Here is an 18,908-nt window from a genome sequence, read left to right as displayed (position 1 = left end):
CTCTCATTACTTGTTTGAAAGTTCCTTTTTATAGTACTTTTCAACGAAATTAGTTGTTGTATCACCTTCCATATAGGCTGGATGATCAATTACCTTTTGCAACATCGGAATATTGGTCTTTATTCCTTCTACTTTATATTCTTCAAGGGCCTTAGACATTGATCGTATTGCATCCTCCCTCGTGTTACCCTTCACGACCAATTTGGCAATCATCGGATCATAGAATGGAGTAATCTGAGAGTTCTCATGAATAGCTAGTTCATGACGGATATTTTCTGATTTTGGAACCTTCAAATAATTTATTTTCCCAGGAGAAGGGAAAAAAGTTTTTGGATCCTCTGCATAAATTCGTACTTCTATTGCATGGCCATTTCTAGTAATGTCGGATTGTTTAACCTTTAGTGTTTCACCTGCTGCAATTCGAATTTGCTGTTCAACGATATCTAGTCCTGTTATTTCTTCTGTTACAGGGTGTTCTACTTGTAGACGTGTGTTCATTTCTAAAAAGTAGAAATTTTTATTTTCGTCTACAATAAATTCAATTGTTCCTGCATTACTATAGCCAATTGATTTTGCAGCTTTAACTGCAACTCTCCCCATTTTATTTCTTGTTTCTTCGTCAAGGAATGGAGATGGTGCTTCTTCAACTACCTTCTGATTACGGCGCTGTATAGAACATTCCCTCTCCCATAAATAAACGGTATTTCCATATTGATCTGCTAACACTTGGATTTCTATGTGACGTGGATTTTCGATAAGTTTTTCAACGTACATTGCACCATCGCCAAAGAAATCGTTCGCACGCTTTTGGTTTCCTTCAAATGCTTTCAGAATATCATCACTGTTATTAGCTACTTGCATACCAATTCCTCCACCACCAGAGGATGCTTTTAACATGACTGGAAACCCAATACTTTCAGCAACTTCAGCTGCCTCATGTTTATCTTCTAGGGCATAATTAATACCCGGAACTAATGGTACGCCGGCATCTTGCATCGACTTTCTTGCCTCAATTTTACTTCCCATGTTTGCAATAACATCTGAAGATGGACCGATAAATACAATCCCAGCTTCCTCACATGCATTAGCAAAATTTGTGTTTTCAGATAGTAAACCATAACCAGGATGAATCGCCTCTGCTCCGGACTCTTTAGCAATTTCAATAATTTTATTGATATTTAAGTAGCTCTCGTTCACTTGTGGCTTTCCGACTAGAAATGCTTCATCTGCCAACTTTACATGTGGTGCATCAGCGTCTGCTTCAGAGTATATAGCTACTGTTTTTATCCCCATATTTTTACAAGTGCGAATAACCCTTGCTGCTATTTCTCCACGATTTGCGATTAATATTTTAGAAAACAATATAATCCACTCCTTTTAAATTCTAAAGTATAAAATTTTATTTTGACATAGCATAATGGGAGTTGTATTTGTCTCTTAATATGTGTTTTTGAATTTTCCCTGTAGCAGTCATTGGAAACTCTTCCAAAAAGATAACGGATTTTGGTGATTGGAAACTGCCTAGATGTTGTTTACAATGATCAATAATGTCCTGCTCCGTTACACTGGCATTCGGTTGTTTTAAAACAAAAGCAGTTACTGCCTCTGACCAATAATCATGCGGTAATCCTACAACGACAGCATTCATTACACCTTCATGGCCTAGAATAGTACTTTCGACTTGCATAGATGAAACATTTTCTCCACCAGTCTTAATAATGTCTTTCTTTCTGTCAACAAACACCATTTGACCATCTTCATCCCAATAACCTAAATCACCAGTATGATGCCATCCAAATTTTTTACTCTCCTTCGTTGATTCTTCGTTTTTGTAGTAGCCAATCATTACATTTGGCCCGCGGTGAACAATCTCACCAACTTCACCTTTTGTTAAAATATTTCCATCATCATCCATGACAGCTGTATCATTGATAATGGTAGAAATTCCCCAATATGATCCAAATCGACGTAATTGTTCCTCAGGACGAAACACCATTGTTGAAGGATAGATTTCTGTTTGTCCAGTAGCTAGAACAAAATCAGCTCCAAATTCAGAAATACACTTTTCTAATAAACCTTTATCCATTGGAGCCATAGCGTATATACATCTTCTTAAAGAACTAAAATCATATTTGGAACGTTCTGGGTGATTTACAACGAGACGATACATCATTGGAAGTGCAAAAATTTGTGTAACCTTATGTTCATGGATCGTTTGCATAAAATTCTCAGGTTCAAAACCATTTAATACGACAACTGTTGAAGCACGGTGTAGAGCAGATATAACTAATGTATGTTGTGCACAGTGAAACATCGGCATCATTGAAATCATGCAATCATCTTCTTGGAAATTATTTTCGATAATATTACTTAAACTAGCTATATAAATAGCAAGATGACTTGTCATAACTCCTTTAGGGTTTCCTGTTGTGCCACTTGTGAACATAATGTGGGAGACATCTCTGTCTTGAATATCCACTATTGGTTCTTCGGTCTGCTGAAGATCAATATAATCAACTAACCTATTAGTATTGCTTGTTTCTAATATGTCGGAACAAGACTCTCTCAATTTTTCTATCTCATTTGTTATTAGTCTTTTTTCTCCAATGACAAATTTTGCTTCCACAAACTCTAATATATATTTTTTTTCCTCAATTGAAATATTTGGATTTACTGGAACCCAAATCAATCCAGCTTTTGCGATCCCCATAAACAATAAAGCATATTCCCATGAATTTTCATAAAGGGTCGCTACTTTATCTTCCTTTTTTAAGCCTAAACTTAGTAAATAGTTTGCTAGTTTATTTGTTAATTCATCTAATTCTTTGTAAGTTATCTCTTTTTCCCCTTCAATAAGGGCGATTTTTTCTGGAAACCTTGAAGCATTCCTTCGAATAATATCTCCTACTGCAATCCTATTAATAATACTTGACATAGCCATCCCCCCTATACAAAATATTCTCAAAATGATTATTATAAATACTTGCTAGAATTCTGACTCTATTGTTAAATTTATACGAGCAATCGGTGCTAATTATCTCCCTTTCTCCTCAATAAACGATCATACAACAATGCAGCACATCAGAACCCAAATACTCAATTAATCATTAAATTAGGTAACCATAAAACTAAACTTGGGAATATAATTAAAATTGCCATTATAAGTATATATAAACCAACAAACGGCCAAACCGACTTATAAACCGTACCTATACTAACATCAGTTGCAACCCCTCTCATTACAAATAAGTTAAATCCAAATGGTGGCGTCATATATGCCATACACATGTTTATAACAAATAAAACTCCATACCATATAGGGTCAAAACCTAATTCAGTAACAACGGGAAGAAATAATGGACCTGTCATTAAAATAATAGCTGATGGATCTATAAACATCCCAAGCACAAAGAAAACGGCCTGCATTAGAATCAATGTTACCCACCTATTCACATCTAGAGAAGTTACTGTATCTGCAAACCAAGCACCAACGCCTGTTACTGAAACAATTCGTGAATATGCAGCAGCTACAATTAATATCCAAAACACCATTGCATTCAGCTTAACAGCCATAGAAAGAATACTTTTTAAATTTGCAAAGGTTAGCTTTCGTTTAATTGCTGCACTGATTAATGCCCCAGTTACCCCTACTGCTGCAGCTTCCGTTGGTGTAGCTGCCCCAGTATAAATAGAACCCAAAACGAGTACTATTACAAAAACAGGTAAAACTACGCCCCTTAGTGAACTCAATTTTTCTACCCATGAAAACTTTTCCTCTTTAGAGATAGCAGGACCATAATTTGGCTTAATCCAAGAAAGAATTAGTACGTACCCTATAAATATGACAACAGCAAAAATTCCGGGGACTACTCCAGCCATGAACATTGATCCAGCGGATACACTTGCTTCTGAAGCATAAATAATCATGATGATACTTGGAGGTATTAAGATACCTAAGGCCCCTCCTGCAATAATTGTGCCCATTACCAGTTGATCATCATAACCACGTTTTAACATTGATGGCCTAGCAGCTAGTCCTAACGTAGCCGTTGCAACACTAGCAATACCAACCATTGCTGCGAAGATAGAGGAAATGATTGTAGTACCAGCTGCTAAACCACCACGCACTCCTCCAAACCATCGGTACACCACTTCATACAAATCATCTGCTAAATCACTATATTGTAATATCGCAGCCATTAATATATATAAAGGTACTGCCGATAATACAAATTCTTGCGCTTTTCCAAAAGCTCCAAGTGTAAATGCATCAATACTAGGAGGACCTCCCCAGAATATAAAACCGAATATTAAAGAAACTCCGCCCATCGCAAATGCAATTGGTGTACCTATCGCTATTAACAAAAGCAAAGAGCCAAAAAGTATTAATGCCATAATCCCTGGATCCATTATCTGTCCCCCTTTGTTTAATCAAACATTCTTTTCCCCTTTATTACTACGTAAAAGTCTTGTATTAAATGGGCTATTGCTTGTATGCCTAATAATACCCCCCCTAAGGGAAGCATCACCCATTTAATCCAAACAGGAATGTTTAGACCAGTAGATGCAATTGTATTGTTCTGATAATTCGTTAACACTTCTTCCATCCCTTTCCAAACTAGAACAATTACTAACAGGAATAATAGTGTAGAAGAAATGATATTCGATAAACTCTGTGTTCTTAAAGAGAATTTTTCATAAAATATATCTACTCGAACATGAGCACCTTGTAACAAAGCATATCCTCCTCCAAGAAATGCAGCATATCCAGTTAACAATCCTGTCAAATCAAAAGACCAAGAAGGAGAATTATTAAAAAAGTATCTCATTATGACAGCATAAAATAATAAAATACCCATTATTAACAACATAAAACCAACAATCCACATCGCTATTTCATTGATTTTATTTATAATTTGAATGAACTTCCTCATTTTTTCTCCTTTCTCTAATTTTGATTAGAAATATTTTTAATCGGGATAATGTCCCACTTAAAAATGAATTAAATCACCCTATTGATTTTCACGAATGATGTCCATAATCTCTGATGTATTTTCATTTAAGTCTGCAAAGTTATCCCATACTATTTGACTGGATTCCACAAATTTTTCATATTCTTCATCTGTCCACTCTATTACTTCTACACCTTTCTCTTCAGCAAATTCTAAAGTAACTTCCCTATCTCTCTTATATTCTTCAATACTTTCTTGTTCAATTTCCGCAGATACTTCTGTAATAATTTCTTGGATATCTTCAGGAAGTTCATTCCATGTATCTAAGCTAATATATCCTGCCATTATAGCAGCAGGGGTAACTCCTGGTACTGTAATATAATCTACTACTTCATGAAGGTTAAAATCTCTTAAAGAATAATATGGATAAGGGATTGCATCAACAGTTCCACGTTGCAATGCTTCATATGTTTCTGCAGCAGCTACATTAACAGGAGATGCACCTACTTCTTCATACCAAGGAGTCCATAGTCCACCAGCAGCTCTCAAATTCAAGCCATTCATATCTTCTACTGAATGGATTGGCTTTTTACTCAATAATCCATATTCACCCGCAGGACCATAAGTGAGTAGTTTAACTCCATTTTCTTCCAATTCCCTTTGATAAATCTCATGGATTCCTTTTTCTCTAATTAAACTCATTAAATGATCAATATCTTTAGCTAAAAAAGGTATGTTTGTAAAGAAAGAAGTAGGTATTGTATCCCCGTAGTATTGTGGACCAGAATAACCTAAATCAACTGTATCATTTTTTAATGCATCCATTAGTTGATCTTGAGGTACCAATTGGTTACTAAAAAATAAATCAATTTCCACACGTCCATCAGTTCTTTCTTCGATTCTCTGAGCAAATTCCTCTGTACTTCTCATTAGCACACTTCCATCCGCAGCAGGAGGATAGGAAATATTAAAAGTAAATTTATATTCCGAATTTCCGTCTATTCTACTGTCACTACTCGACTCCGCTTCGGAGCTTGTAGAACTAGTACATGCTGTTAATAGCAAAAGTAAGGAAACAAATACTATTAAATTCAAATATCTTATTTTTCCCTTCATATAAATAACCCCTTTTATATTGATGTTTTTACAGGGAACCTTCACAGAGGTTCCCATTATAAACTTTTATTATGTCAATACTTTCTCAGCTTCGGCTGCAAGTTTTTTAAAATCTATCTTACCTTCTGCTGTTATAGGCCATTCGTTTTTCCATACAAGTATTTCCTTAGGTATCTCATAATCAGCCATCTGGCCTTTGAGTTTGTGACGGAGAACTTTGGTATCCACTTCTTCAATATTTGATTTTAATTGAATCCATGAAACTACCTTCTTCCCCCAATATTCATCATCAATACCAACTGTTTGAGCATCCTCTATATCATCTTGAAGTAAGTCAACTAACTGCGTAGTCACACGTGATGTAGAAACATTCTCTCCACCTGATTTAATGACCCCGCCCAGACGGCCTAAATAAGTAATATATCCATTACGAAAATTGCCAAAGTCCCCACTATGGAAATAACCGTCTTTATCAAATACTTTCTTTGTTTCATCAGATTGCTTATAATACCCCTTGAACATAAAGGGACTTCTATAACAAATTTCCCCTTCAGCATTTGTTAATTCTTGACCTGTTTCTAGTGACTTTATTATTACTTCTACTCCAGGTAAAGGTCTTCCATGGGTGTATTTATTAATCTCATCATTCATGCAATCAGATTCTCCCAATGAAATGAGTGGTCCACTCTCTGTTTGGGCATATAACATCACAATATTTTTTGACCCAGAGCACATATCACGTGCCATTTCGTAAGTTTTTGCATCCCCAGCCACAAGTGCTTTTCTTATATAAAAATTACTTCTTGTGAAACTAGAATCTTTTAATAATCCTTGCCAGTGCGCAGAAAATCCGAATGTTGTTGTTATCTTATATTTTTCAATATACTCTAATGCTTTTTTCGAATTAAAGTCTTCTAGTAAATAAAGAGTTGTGCCAGTATATGCTAAGGTTAAGTTGATAGCGGTAATTCCACTATTATGAAAGAATGGTCCAAAATTGATATATGAATCATTCTCATCGTACATGATATTTCTCACACTAAAATTAACAGTTGCTAATGGTGGTCTATGATCCCAAAGGGCACTCTTAGAAAGCCCTGTTGTACCTGATGTTTGACAAATAAACTGTATATCTGTATTTTTCTGTTCTTTCATTCTCTCTTTTATATCTTCATCATGACTATCAGTCTGTTCCATCAAATAATGTAAATCTAGAAAACCATCATAGATAAGGTTATCCTGACTTAAACTAATCATATTTGTTAGGGATGGTATTCTTTCACTTGATAGACTTCTACTGTCTTTAAAATTTAAGTCGGGAATCGCACTTCGTAACAGTTCAATGTAATTTTTACCCTTCTGCTCATCTATTGTAATAATAATCTTAGGGTCATTTCGCTCTAAAACACTTTCTATTTCCCGTATTCCCCATAATAGATTTAGTGGGTTAATAACCGCTCCTACTTGCAATGTCGCAAAATACACATAAACAAACTCTGGGGTAGAACTTGGCAAGGTTGTAATTCTATCGCCTGGTTTAACTCCTAGTTTAATAAGAGCATTGGCGACTTTGTTTACATTATTCTGCAATTCATTAAATGTAATCGACTTTTCTTGATACACAATGGCTATTTTATCCGGCCTGTTCTTACACGTTTCTATAAATAATTCTTGCGTTGTTCGATTAAACCACTGTTTATTCTTCAATCTTTCATTTAACATATTTCTGCACCCCATTACTATTCCAGTACTGGTCGATTATCCACTATTCGGTTAGATTTCAATGTAACAGTAGGGTCATAGATTTCATTAATGTCACAAAATTCAATTTCCGGCTTCATTTCCACTGCCTTGCCCGTTACTAGTGTTAATTCTTCTATCATTTTTTCTTTATCTGTTCTCTCTGTTGCAATTCTTAATCGTAGACAATCCTCTGACAAAGGATCTTCTGGATTAACTTTATCGAAAACAATTTGGTATTCTAACAAACCACTAACTTGGGTTAAATCGTCTTTTAAAATCGTGGGATTGATTAGAGTTCCTCGCAAATTAACCAATTCTTTAGTTCTAACCGACTGTTCTATTAACCGTTGAACATTACGTTTACAGTGCGGACACTGCTCATGAGTAATAGAAGTGATATCTCCAACGACATAACGAAGCAGAACAGTCCCTCTACGATTTAGATGAGAAACAACTAATAAGCCCCTTTCTCCATCTGGAACCCGTTTCCCAGTTTTCTCATCCACTATCTCCAAATAAGCAAGATCTGGAACAGGATTATGAAAGCCACTAAATTCCTTACATTCAACTGTCGTTCCCTGCATCTCAGTAAATCCTAGACCAGTTGTTACTATTACATCCCTAGCACCAAGCTTAGCTAATCTTTGCTTAATATCTTTTCGTAAACCATCTGGGCAAGATTCACCTAATAACCAACAGTACCGAACTGACGATAGATCAGACCCAAGTTCTTCCGCTCGCATAATTACTCGGCGAATATAGCTAGAAATACCAGTCAATACAGTTCCTTTTTTCTTTTCTATTATTTTCACTGCTTCATCTAAAGAATTATGAACTGGAAATTCTTTATGTTTAGAACCAGTATGAGTACAAACTAAATTTGCTCCTATTGAATTTGCGATACCAATTACACCCAAATATCCTAGGTGTGGTACAGAGCCCAAAGGGAATAAATTAATAATCGTGTCATCTTCATGAAAACCTGAAATGTCACTCATTCTTTTTCTAAACATCGTAGTAGCTAAAAAGTCATACGATGTATTAAAAAAAGGGGTTGGTTTTCCACTAGTAGTACCAGTTGTATACATAACATCCCAGGAAATTATTTCTTCCAATTCCGACTCTTCTGGAGTTAACTGTAAACGAAACTCAGTTGGATTCTCTAATAGGGAGGATTTATAAGTTAATGGGATTTTTTCTAGATCATCAACAGTTTGAATATCACTAAACTCAAGCCCCCATTCTTTAAACTTCTTTCGATAGTAAGGATGGTGTTGTTCAATTAGTTTCATTTGTCTTTTTAAATTTCTATTCTGTATTTCTCGAATTTCTTCTTTACTTTTATAAGGTAAATCAAATTCCATATTGTAAGTTGAATGCGCTATATTTACTTCACTCATTTTTTTCCCTCCTGCCGACTTTAATATTATTTATATTATAAATGTTCAGAATTTATCATTTATCTTTAGCTTAAAATGGTAGAATGCTTCCTAGCAGGAAGTGGAAAATCTTTATTTGCAAATGTCTCGTAACGTGTAATTAATTCTTTTCTTAATTCACTGGGCACAGCTAAATCATCCACTACAAGTTCGCCAGATAATTTCATAATATCGTAGCCCGCACGATACTCGTCACGTAGTTTCTTAACGAGTTCTGCTCTTTCCTTAGGATCTTCCACTGCTTGAATCTTATTATAATAAACAGCATTAATAGCTGCTTCTGGTCCCATAATAGCAATTTCAGCAGAAGGTAAGGCAATTGTAGTATCAGGCTCATATGCTGGTCCAGCCATTGCATAAATACCTGCACCATAAGCTTTACGAACAATCACACACATTTTCGGCACATTAGCACATGAACTTGCATAAATAAAGTTTCTTCCTTTTCTTAAAATACCTTCTTGTTCTACTTTTGTTCCAACCATAAATCCTGGTGTATCACATAGATAAAGTAATGGTATATTGTAAGCATCACAAGTCCAAACGAATTTTGCTCCTTTATCTGCAGATTCTGGGAAAATAGTTCCACCTTTATATTTTGGTTGGTTAGCTACAACACCAACTGTTTTCCCATTCAATCTTGCAAAACCTGTCACAAGTTCTTTCGCGAAGTCTTCTTTTATTTCTAAGAAACTATCCCCATCAACTATTGATTCAATCAAAACACGAACATCGTACGGACTATTTGGTTCTTTAGGGATAATATTATCTATTTCTTTCGGGTCACGTTTTGGTGGTACCGCTGGATATTCTGGTAAATCATCGTCAAAGTGATTTGGTAAGTAGGTTAATAATTTCTTAACAAATTGTGCAGCATCTTCCTCCGATTCAGCGACAAAATCAATAGAACCGCTCTTTGAAGCATGCATTCTTGCGCCACCTAATTCTTCAACATCTGTTTGCTGACCCGTTGCCATTTGTACCATTCTTGGTGATGCAATTGCCATACCAGATGTTTTATTAACCATAACCGAAAAGTCTGAAAATACAGGCATATAAGCTGTCCCTGCAAAGCACGGCCCGTATAGTACGGCAATTTGAGGGACCCTTCCTGAAAGAACACTGTGATTATAAAATATTTTACCACCTGAATATTTCTCTACATGGTACCCTCCAGCCTCATCAATACGACCACCTGAAGAGTCGATAAGATAAAGAATAGGGCGTTTTCCACGAATAGCAGATTCCTGAATTCTTAATATTTTTTCACTGTGATATCCCCCCATAGAACCAGCTTTTACCGTGTAGTCACTAGCGGTAAAATATACAATTCTGTCATCTATTTTACCTGTTCCAGCAACAACCCCATCAGTTGGTAGTCGCTCATTTAACACATTTGCAAATAAACCTGTTTCATAGTAAGGCTCTTCCTCATCAAAAAATAACTTTAATCGATCACGGACAAATAATTTTCCAATTTTTTTTATTTTGTCATGATCCGGGCCACCCTTTAGTACTCTTTCCTTTTCTCTTAATACTCTATTTTCACGTTCCATTATAATTCACTCTCCCTTTTTAATCTTATGAAATAATACCTAATCGTTTCGTTAATATTTCATTCATTATTTGGGTTGTCCCACCACCTATAGGTTGGATACGTGCATCACGCCAATAACGTTGTACCGGATATTCCATCATATATCCATTTCCTCCGTGGATTTGTACAGCTTCATCTGTTACTCGGCAAACCATTTCTGTAGCATAAGCCTTTGCCATAGTTGCTTCTGTAACAGCATCTTCTCCTTTATGAAATTTATAAAGTGCTCGATACGTTATATTTCTTGCTTTTTCAATATCAACAGCCATATCTACCATTTTATGGCGTAGTACTTGAATTTCAGAAAGCGGTCTATCAAATTGAATTCTCTCTTTACTGTATTTCATGGCTTCTTCCAACGCTAATTCTGCTAATGCAACACTCCCTATAGCCATCGTAATTCTTTCATATTGGAAGTTTTGCATAATATAATAAAACCCATGATTCTCTTCCCCTATAAGGTTTTCCTTTGGTACTTTCACATTATCAAAGAAAATTTCCCCTGTATCCGAAGAGCGCCAACCTAGTTTCTTTAACTTTCTACCCACTGAATAACCTTCTGAAGTCGTATCAACTACAAATAAACTAATGTTTCTATGTGTTGGACCATCAGAGGTCTTTGCAGCAACAACGACATAATCAGCATTTACACCATTTGTGATAAATGTCTTTGATCCGTTTAGAATATAATAATCCTCATCTTTCTTCGCCCTTGTCCTCATCGCAGCTACGTCTGATCCACCACTAGGCTCTGTAATACCTAATCCCGCTATAATTTCTCCTTTAATAGCAGGAACAAGATATTTTTGTTTTTGTTCTTCGTTTCCATATTTCCAAACATTAGATAATGCAATTCCAAGAGTAGCTCCTAAGGATGCATTGGCCCCACCCGCACCACTTTTTGCCATTTCTTCTGTATAAACGGCTTCAGTTATTACATCTAAACCGAGACCACTATATTTTTCAGGAAACTTAATTCCTAAATAACCTAACTCACCTAATCGCTTGTACATGCTTCTTGGTACTTCTCCGTCTTTTTCCCATTGTTCAACATACGGTTTAATTTCTTTTTCTACAAACTTCTTTACAGATTCACGAAACATTTCATGTTCTTCAGTAAAAATCCAATGAGCCATTTAGCATCCCTCCCTATAAGCCAATTTGTTTGGCAATAATTTCTTTCATAATTTCGTCTGTTCCTCCTCCAATACGAGCAAGTCGTGAATCTCTCCAAAATCGCTCAATTGGGAATTCAGCCATATATCCGTTACCACCATAAATTTGTAGTGTTCGATCTGCTATCCAATGAGCCATTTGTGCAGTTGTTAGTTTTGCCATCGAAATATCTTTCGGTGGTGCTTCTCCTTTTGCAAAGCGATAAGCCGTCGAGTAAGTCAGTTCACGACACACTTCAATTTCAGTTTTCATCTCAGCTAAGAGATGTGCAATTACTTGATAGTTTCCAATCGGGTTATTAAAGGTCTTTCTTGTCTTAGCATATTCCAATGCCTTTTCATATAAAAAGTCTGCACTTCCTATACTTCCTGCAGCACCGATTAATCTTTCCCCTTGTAGCTGCCACATAATTTGATAAAAGCCTTTTCCTTCTTCCCCAAGTAAGTTTTCATAAGGAACTCGAACATTATCAAAAATTAATTCTGCTGTATCGGAAGAACGCATTCCTACTTTATCCAATTTTTTACTAACAGAAAAACCAGGTCGATTTGTCTCAACCAAGATCAAACTAATTCCCTTTGATCCTGGTCGGTCGTTCGTTCTAACAACTAAAACAACAAAATCAGCTCTCGTTCCATTCGTAATAAATGTTTTCGTTCCGTTAATTACCCACTCATCACCATCACGTCTTGCTCTCGTTTTAATTCCTTGAACGTCCGAACCATTATTTGGTTCTGAAATCCCAATTGCGGCGATTTTTTCTCCATTTAAAGCTGGTTTAAGAAAATGTTCATGTTGTTCCTTTGTACCAAATTTATATACAGGAGGTGTCGCCATATCCGTTTGAACCGCGATAGCCATCGGTACTCCTCCACAACCACATCGGTTCATTTCTTCTGCTAAAACGAGTGCTGAAAAGTAATCTCCACCTTGGCCACCTACTGATTCTGGATACTTTAGACCGAGATAGCCCAATTCACCCATTCGGTTAAATAAACTTCTAGGAAATATTCCTGCCTCTTCCCATTCATCTACATGTGGTGCAATTTCTTTCTCTACAAATTTTCGAATTACCTTTCGCAATTCATGATGTTCCTCTTTAAAATATGGTTCATATGATTTCATTAAGCGTCACCTCACTTTATAATCTCACTAAATCTTCCTCAATTTCTATTTCCATCCGCATTAAATTCCCGCCAAAACATTTACCTAGATTATCAACACGTAAAGAAGATGATCCTCCACCATCTAAGGCATCATAACAAACGAAATTCATTGCATGAATATTCGGCAGTTCATAACGGACTACTTCTCCTTCAACCAGTCCTGTAAAATGCTCTCTTACTTTTTCCGGCGTTACTTGTTCTAATAATACTTTATAAATTTCTTCATTCGGGGCAAATAAGCCAATGTTAACCTTATTTCCTTTATCTCCAGCTCGAGTTTGAGAAATTTCACTTAATTGTACTGTTGTCATATTGGTCTACCTCCTCCACTTGAATCTTAATATGATCTTCAACTAATTCACGAGGGATGAGTGTTGACCACATTCCAATTAATGCTCTTGGTGACATATTTCCAAGAAATCCTCCCATTGTCGGTGGTCCATTTAGTCCAAGTGGTGGGAATAGTCTACGGAAGCTCGCTGCTTCTCCCTTCGACTTCGAACTTACTATCATCCGTAGATATACCTCATTTAAATCATTTCCATCACCATGTGCTAGTGGTCCATGTAAGGAGTTATAACCAATATAATCTGCACGTACTTCATCATAATTTAATTGTTTATCTTTTATCTGATTACGTATAATTTTTTCTAGTTTTTTTGCTTTTAACAATGCATCTGGCCATGAATAACCAACAACAACTTGACTCGCATATCCATTTTCATAACCCATTACTACTTTTAATGTCTCAGGACGAGCTTTCCCTCTTGTTCCGCTCACTTTCACTTGATTTTCACCAACGTTTTCCAAAGTTACATTGGTTAAATCAAGGATAACGTCTGGTGTAATATAAGCAGAAGGATCATGTATTTCATAAAGCATTTGTTCTTTTACGGTATCAACCGTTACTAACCCTCCTTGATCTTCCACTTTAGTAACAATAAATTCTCCAGATTCATCCACTTCTGCAATGGGATAACCCATCTTGTCCATGCCTTCTACTTCCCACCATTTTCCACTATAATTACCACCAGTGGATTGTGCCGAACACTCTAATAAATGTCCCATAAAGATACCACTTGCTAACTTATCCCATTCATCCTCAGCCCAGCCAAATTCATAAATTAATGGAGCTAGAAATTGAGCTGTATCTGTCGTGCGACCTGTAATTACAATATCCGCACCTTTTTGTAATGCCTCTACAATCGGACGAGCACCGATGTATGCGTTTGCAAACTGAAGTTTATCTTTCACTTTATCTAACGGAACGCCTGTTTCTATATCTTCGAGTGTATATCCCGAATCTTGAAGTTCGTCAATTCGATTGAGGACATTATCCCCTGTTACAACAGCTACCTTAATGTTGCTAATACCCATTTCTTTGGCAACACGAATAACTTCCTGTTGAGCACCTATTGGATTAATTCCTCCAGCGTTCGTTAATAATTTGATTCCTTTTTCCTTCATATATGGAAGTAATTGCTTCATTTGAACTGTTAAATCTTTCGTATAACCTAAGTTCTCGTCTCTCTTTTTGTCCTTTGATAAAATGGACATTGTCAGTTCAGCAAGAGCATCGGAACATATATATTGGACATTTCCTTTTTCAGCAGTTGCAACAGCAGCTTCAAAAGTATCCCCATAAAAACCTTGCCCTGCACCAATTCTTACTTTTTTCATTTTACCCCTCCTTTTTTAGTTATCCATTACTTACTACAGCAACAACGCCGCCTTCTTGAACGAAGTCACCTTCTCCTACCTTTAAAGAGGTAACAACTCCATCTTCAGTAGATTCAATTGGTATTTCCATCTTCATTGATTCCAGAATAACAAGGACATCTCCAGCTTTCACTGCCTCATTTTCTTTAACCTCTACCTTCCAAACACTTCCTGACATTTCAGATACAACCTGTGCCATATTATACACTCTCCTTTTTTATTTTCCTTTCCAATTTGGTGTTCTCTTTTCTAAGAAAGCTTTCGCACCTTCATTTAAATCTTCACTCATGAACGATACAAGACGTAAAGTAGACAAATAATCAAATGATTTCATCAAATCCATTTGTTCTGTATTGAAAAAAGCATCTAAACTTAATTTCACTGCCAGCGGACTATATGAAGCTATTTTTCTAGCAACTTCAAGGGTTTCCTTTTCTAAATCTTCAGGAGGTACGACACGATGTACAAGATCAACCTCTTTTGCTTGTTCTGCAGTGATAATATCAGCAGTTAACATTAACTCCAGCATTTTACGGTCACCAACAGCTCGACGCACCCATGGCATAATGACAAAAGGTACGAGGCCTAGTCTTAATTCTGTAAGACCTAATTTTGCTGTTGAAGAAGCAATGGCAATATGCGACATAGCAACTAGTCCAGTTCCTCCACCCAATGCGGCTCCATTCACACTTGCAATTAATGGTGTATTAATCTCAGCCCCAAGCCTGAATACTTCTGTACTTTCGAGCCCTTCAAAATAATGTTCAGGTGCAGTCTTCGCTAAATTCTTCTCAAAATCATTAATATTTCCTCCTGCTGAAAATGCCTTTCCTTCACCAGTTAGGATAATCACTCGGACATTATCATCTTTATCCGCCTTCCTAACAGCATCAATAAGTTCCTCTACTACTACTTCGGATAAGGGATTCCTTTGCTCAGGTAAATTTAGCGTGATTTTGGCAATGTGTTCGCTTTCTTCATAGCGAATTGTTTCATACCCCATCAACCTATCCTCCTTTTGATTTACAAATTCTTTCACTATTAATATGCAAATTTCATGCCAATATTTTTAAATAAATAGAAAAGTAAATATATTAGCACTCATATCAGTATTTGCAAAATTTCTATATATAATAAAGTCATATTTTGCATCTGTTTGTAAATTGAACAAGTTGTTAATCCTATTGAACAACTGTTCAGATTGTTTAACACTTGTATTTATAATTGAACAAATATATAATAAATATAGAAAATTTAAATATATTATTGGGGTGAATGCTAAATGATCGTTAGTGACTTTTCTACGAGGGATTATATTAACCTATCTCCTAATAGCACCATTCGGGAAGCTATCTCCGGATTTTTAAATCATCGAGTTGATATTTGCTGTATCACTTTGAATAATAAGTTAATAGGAATTGTACATAAATATTCAATTTATCGAGCACTGTTAGATAATTTTCCCATGGATTATTCTTTAAAATCCTTCATAAATGAAAACGTTGTCACTATTTTTAAGAATCAGGATTTATTAGAAGCAAGAGAAATAATGATAGAAGGAAATGTTAGTCAAGCAGTAGTACTAGATGACAACAATAATGTATATGGAATTATGACAAAATCAGATATCGTTCATTCCAATATGACCTATTTAGAAGATACACTTCATCGCATGAAATCTCTTATCGAGCATTTACAAGATGCAGTTATATCCATCGATAAAAATTTTACTATAACCTCATTTAATCAGGCATTGTTAAATCTTTTAAAAATAAATAACACTGGATTAACTGGCGCAAATATTGAATTAATTTTTCCGTCATTCAAAAAATGGATTGAAGATACGTTTAAATCTGGAAAACCACAACTATCTAAAAGAATTGATTTTAAGCGCCTTACCGTCATAGCATCCTTTATCCCCATTCGTGAATTAGACCAAATGCACGAAGTACTTATCGTATTTCGAGATATCACTTCCTATGAAAGCATTGCCGATGAACTAGAAACAACGAATAATATTAGAAAATTATTAGATAGTGCATTAGACTTATCCTATGACGGTGTACTCATTACAGATAATAATGGATACATTACAATGACAAACAAAGGAATTAGAGATCTTTTAAATTTAAAGGATTCTCAAAAAGTAGTTGGACATAGTATTTCTGAAATTGTACCTGAAATTAATTATAAACAAAGTCTAATATTCGATAAAAAAATCGAAGGAGAATTAATTGAAATTAATAATCGGAAATGTATTGTAGCCCAAATGCCAATATATCAAAATGGTCAAAAACTAGGAGCGATCTATAAAATTATCTTTAAACAATTAGAAACGTGGAAAGAGATGCTAATCCATATGGACAAATTAGAAAGTCAAATCACTTACTACCGAGATGAACTAAACCGTATTTCAAAAGGATCTCACCATTTTGATCATATCATTTCAATTAACGAAGGAATGGAAAAATTAAAACGTGAATCAATTATTTCGGCAAAATCTTTATCGAATGTATTAATTACTGGAGAAAGTGGAACTGGAAAAGAATTACTAGCAGAGGGAATTCATAAGACTTCGGAAAGAAAAGGAAAATTTATTAAGGTAAATTGCTCGGCAATTCCAGAAGAACTATTAGAATCGGAATTTTTTGGTTATGCCGATGGAGCCTTTACAGGGGCAAAAAAGGGTGGAAAACCAGGAAAGTTTGAACTTGCAAATAATGGTACATTATTTCTTGATGAGATTGGAGAAATGCCGTTAGCATTACAAGCGAAGTTATTAAGAGTATTACAGGAACAAGAATTTGAACGGGTAGGTGCTACGACAACAACGAAAGTAAACGTCCGTATTATCTCTGCTACGAATAAAGACTTACTAGAATTAGTGAAAGAAGGGAAGTTTAGAGAAGACTTATATTATCGTATTGACGTTATTCAACTAAGAATACCACAATTAAAAGAACGTCTTGATGATATTCCCATATTATGTAGACACTTTATCGAGGAGTTAAACAAAAAGGCAAATACAGAAAAAAATATTACAGGAGTATCCCCAGAAGTGATTAAAGTTTTTCAAAACTATCACTGGCCAGGGAATGTTAGACAACTACAAAATATTCTGGAAAGGGCTTATTATTTTAGTAACTCTGCTTGGATTGATATGGAGCACCTTCCAAACGAACTCTTAAATAAGGAAGAGGAAGATATTCTACGTAAATCTCATACGATCAAATCAAAGCCAAAGCCAGATTTGAACCGTGAAAATGTTATACACAATGCAGATAAACAAGCCATCATAGAAGCATTAATAAAATCAAAAGGAAATCGTACAAAGGCTGCAGAAAATTTAGGAATCAGTCGTACAACTCTCTACAATAAAATTAAAAAATACGATATACAAGAAGAAATCAATTTCGTTTTAAAATCCTCATAAACAAGAGGTTTTGTATTTCGGTTAAATAGGGTAATCAATTGATATTAAAAATACCACACATATCTAAATATGTGTGGTCCAATTTACTTAGTCCCGAATTATTCCATAACTTGACCCAATTATTACTTCTTTCCCTTTTTGATTACGATATATCGTCTTCATTTCCAGCTTTTTAAAACTTTCCAACTGTTGAACATTCGTAAGACTAATTTCACATGTAATGGTGTCTCCAGTAAAAACTGGACGAATAAATTCATTCACCATCTCCCTTGCAATATAGTTTAAATCACCACCAATCTTGGTTCCTATACTTGCAGTTAATAAACCCTGAACCATTAAAAGTCCATTTTCATCAGGTTCTATATGATGCTCACCTTGATCACCCGAAATTCGTCCAAACTCCAAAACATCTTCTTTTGTAAAAGTTCTCTCCCATGTAAAGACATCACCTATTTTTAGCACTTTATTCCTCCTACCACTTTTGTCAATTTGCATTAAGTAAACACCTCTGAAAACCCAAACTCTTCTCAGAGAAGTTTGGGTTTATAATAGGTTCTCCCACTTAAA

Annotated in this window: 16 protein-coding genes; 1 reads left to right on the top strand and 15 read right to left on the bottom strand. The window is 35.5% G+C overall.

The annotated features are described in order from the left end of the window. Positions 1 to 6: 6 nt before the first annotated feature. From accC to GMJ66_RS07520, 14 genes are all read right to left on the bottom strand, one after another. Complete coding sequence (accC, locus tag GMJ66_RS07585) at positions 7 to 1,362, bottom strand: acetyl-CoA carboxylase biotin carboxylase subunit (RefSeq protein WP_156289713.1); 1,356 nt, start codon at positions 1,360 to 1,362, stop codon at positions 7 to 9. Between the two features lie 37 nt (positions 1,363 to 1,399). Next, a complete protein-coding gene (locus GMJ66_RS07580) occupies positions 1,400 to 2,935 on the bottom strand; it encodes a class I adenylate-forming enzyme family protein (RefSeq protein ID WP_231514857.1) in 1,536 nt (511 codons plus the stop codon). 161 nt (positions 2,936 to 3,096) lie between these two features. Further along, positions 3,097 to 4,410, bottom strand: coding sequence for a TRAP transporter large permease (locus tag GMJ66_RS07575; protein ID WP_156289711.1), 1,314 nt, complete (start codon positions 4,408 to 4,410; stop codon positions 3,097 to 3,099). Between the two features lie 17 nt (positions 4,411 to 4,427). Next, a complete protein-coding gene (locus tag GMJ66_RS07570) occupies positions 4,428 to 4,934 on the bottom strand; it encodes a TRAP transporter small permease subunit (RefSeq protein ID WP_156289710.1) in 507 nt (168 codons plus the stop codon). 78 nt (positions 4,935 to 5,012) lie between these two features. Further along, complete coding sequence (locus GMJ66_RS07565) at positions 5,013 to 6,068, bottom strand: TRAP transporter substrate-binding protein (protein WP_197046641.1); 1,056 nt, start codon at positions 6,066 to 6,068, stop codon at positions 5,013 to 5,015. A 69-nt stretch (positions 6,069 to 6,137) separates the two neighbouring features. Next, positions 6,138 to 7,790, bottom strand: a complete 1,653-nt coding sequence (locus GMJ66_RS07560) for a class I adenylate-forming enzyme family protein (protein WP_197046640.1) — start codon at positions 7,788 to 7,790, stop codon at positions 6,138 to 6,140. Between the two features lie 17 nt (positions 7,791 to 7,807). Then, positions 7,808 to 9,211, bottom strand: a complete 1,404-nt coding sequence (locus GMJ66_RS07555; RefSeq protein ID WP_156289707.1) for a phenylacetate--CoA ligase family protein — start codon at positions 9,209 to 9,211, stop codon at positions 7,808 to 7,810. 65 nt (positions 9,212 to 9,276) lie between these two features. After that, positions 9,277 to 10,806 carry an acyl-CoA carboxylase subunit beta gene (locus GMJ66_RS07550; RefSeq protein ID WP_156289706.1) on the bottom strand — a complete coding sequence of 510 codons (1,530 nt, stop codon included), beginning with the start codon at positions 10,804 to 10,806 and terminating at the stop codon, positions 9,277 to 9,279. 25 nt (positions 10,807 to 10,831) lie between these two features. Beyond that, complete coding sequence (locus tag GMJ66_RS07545) at positions 10,832 to 11,983, bottom strand: acyl-CoA dehydrogenase family protein (RefSeq protein WP_156289705.1); 1,152 nt, start codon at positions 11,981 to 11,983, stop codon at positions 10,832 to 10,834. Between the two features lie 13 nt (positions 11,984 to 11,996). Continuing rightward, on the bottom strand, positions 11,997 to 13,148 hold the full coding sequence (locus GMJ66_RS07540) for an acyl-CoA dehydrogenase family protein (protein WP_156289704.1): 1,152 nt from the start codon (positions 13,146 to 13,148) through the stop codon (positions 11,997 to 11,999). A gap of 16 nt (positions 13,149 to 13,164) precedes the next feature. Further along, positions 13,165 to 13,500 carry an AtuA-related protein gene (locus GMJ66_RS07535; RefSeq protein ID WP_156289703.1) on the bottom strand — a complete coding sequence of 112 codons (336 nt, stop codon included), beginning with the start codon at positions 13,498 to 13,500 and terminating at the stop codon, positions 13,165 to 13,167. Then, positions 13,478 to 14,869: an acyclic terpene utilization AtuA family protein gene (locus GMJ66_RS07530; protein ID WP_156289702.1), complete on the bottom strand. Its 1,392-nt coding sequence runs from the start codon at positions 14,867 to 14,869 to the stop codon at positions 13,478 to 13,480. The genes GMJ66_RS07535 and GMJ66_RS07530 overlap by 23 nt, the downstream gene beginning before the upstream one ends. A gap of 19 nt (positions 14,870 to 14,888) precedes the next feature. Continuing rightward, a complete protein-coding gene (locus GMJ66_RS07525; protein ID WP_156289701.1) occupies positions 14,889 to 15,107 on the bottom strand; it encodes a biotin/lipoyl-binding carrier protein in 219 nt (72 codons plus the stop codon). Between the two features lie 18 nt (positions 15,108 to 15,125). After that, positions 15,126 to 15,911 carry an enoyl-CoA hydratase/isomerase family protein gene (locus GMJ66_RS07520; RefSeq protein WP_156289700.1) on the bottom strand — a complete coding sequence of 262 codons (786 nt, stop codon included), beginning with the start codon at positions 15,909 to 15,911 and terminating at the stop codon, positions 15,126 to 15,128. 279 nt (positions 15,912 to 16,190) lie between these two features. On the opposite strand from GMJ66_RS07520, the gene GMJ66_RS07515 reads away from it, so the two are divergent. Further along, complete coding sequence (locus GMJ66_RS07515) at positions 16,191 to 18,341, top strand: sigma 54-interacting transcriptional regulator (protein WP_156289699.1); 2,151 nt, start codon at positions 16,191 to 16,193, stop codon at positions 18,339 to 18,341. Between the two features lie 87 nt (positions 18,342 to 18,428). On the opposite strand, the gene GMJ66_RS07510 is transcribed toward GMJ66_RS07515, so the two are convergent. Next, the gene (locus GMJ66_RS07510; RefSeq protein WP_156289698.1) at positions 18,429 to 18,836 is read right to left on the bottom strand and encodes an FAS1-like dehydratase domain-containing protein; all 408 of its coding nucleotides are present in this window, start codon (positions 18,834 to 18,836) and stop codon (positions 18,429 to 18,431) included. Positions 18,837 to 18,908: the final 72 nt, after the last annotated feature.

The sequence above is a fragment of the Oceanobacillus salinisoli genome (genome assembly GCF_009733865.1).
In the GTDB taxonomy this organism is placed as follows: Bacteria; Bacillota; Bacilli; order Bacillales; family Amphibacillaceae; genus Oceanobacillus; species Oceanobacillus salinisoli.
This window is presented reverse-complemented; position numbering and strand designations above follow the sequence as displayed.

What these genes read in the sequence shown, in the direction of transcription:
- GMJ66_RS07540 (WP_156289704.1), bottom strand. Translation starts at nt 13,148, where the DNA reads ATGAAATCATATGAACCATATTTTAAAGAGGAACATCATGAATTGCGA.
- GMJ66_RS07545 (WP_156289705.1), bottom strand. Translation starts at nt 11,983, where the DNA reads ATGGCTCATTGGATTTTTACTGAAGAACATGAAATGTTTCGTGAATCT.
- GMJ66_RS07510 (WP_156289698.1), bottom strand. Translation starts at nt 18,836, where the DNA reads ATGCAAATTGACAAAAGTGGTAGGAGGAATAAAGTGCTAAAAATAGGT.
- GMJ66_RS07555 (WP_156289707.1), bottom strand. Translation starts at nt 9,211, where the DNA reads ATGAGTGAAGTAAATATAGCGCATTCAACTTACAATATGGAATTTGAT.
- GMJ66_RS07550 (WP_156289706.1), bottom strand. Translation starts at nt 10,806, where the DNA reads ATGGAACGTGAAAATAGAGTATTAAGAGAAAAGGAAAGAGTACTAAAG.
- GMJ66_RS07515 (WP_156289699.1), top strand. Translation starts at nt 16,191, where the DNA reads ATGATCGTTAGTGACTTTTCTACGAGGGATTATATTAACCTATCTCCT.
- GMJ66_RS07525 (WP_156289701.1), bottom strand. Translation starts at nt 15,107, where the DNA reads ATGGCACAGGTTGTATCTGAAATGTCAGGAAGTGTTTGGAAGGTAGAG.
- GMJ66_RS07565 (WP_197046641.1), bottom strand. Translation starts at nt 6,068, where the DNA reads ATGAAGGGAAAAATAAGATATTTGAATTTAATAGTATTTGTTTCCTTA.
- GMJ66_RS07520 (WP_156289700.1), bottom strand. Translation starts at nt 15,911, where the DNA reads ATGGGGTATGAAACAATTCGCTATGAAGAAAGCGAACACATTGCCAAA.
- GMJ66_RS07570 (WP_156289710.1), bottom strand. Translation starts at nt 4,934, where the DNA reads ATGAGGAAGTTCATTCAAATTATAAATAAAATCAATGAAATAGCGATG.
- GMJ66_RS07575 (WP_156289711.1), bottom strand. Translation starts at nt 4,410, where the DNA reads ATGGATCCAGGGATTATGGCATTAATACTTTTTGGCTCTTTGCTTTTG.
- GMJ66_RS07535 (WP_156289703.1), bottom strand. Translation starts at nt 13,500, where the DNA reads ATGACAACAGTACAATTAAGTGAAATTTCTCAAACTCGAGCTGGAGAT.
- GMJ66_RS07560 (WP_197046640.1), bottom strand. Translation starts at nt 7,790, where the DNA reads ATGTTAAATGAAAGATTGAAGAATAAACAGTGGTTTAATCGAACAACG.
- GMJ66_RS07530 (WP_156289702.1), bottom strand. Translation starts at nt 14,869, where the DNA reads ATGAAAAAAGTAAGAATTGGTGCAGGGCAAGGTTTTTATGGGGATACT.
- GMJ66_RS07580 (WP_231514857.1), bottom strand. Translation starts at nt 2,935, where the DNA reads ATGTCAAGTATTATTAATAGGATTGCAGTAGGAGATATTATTCGAAGG.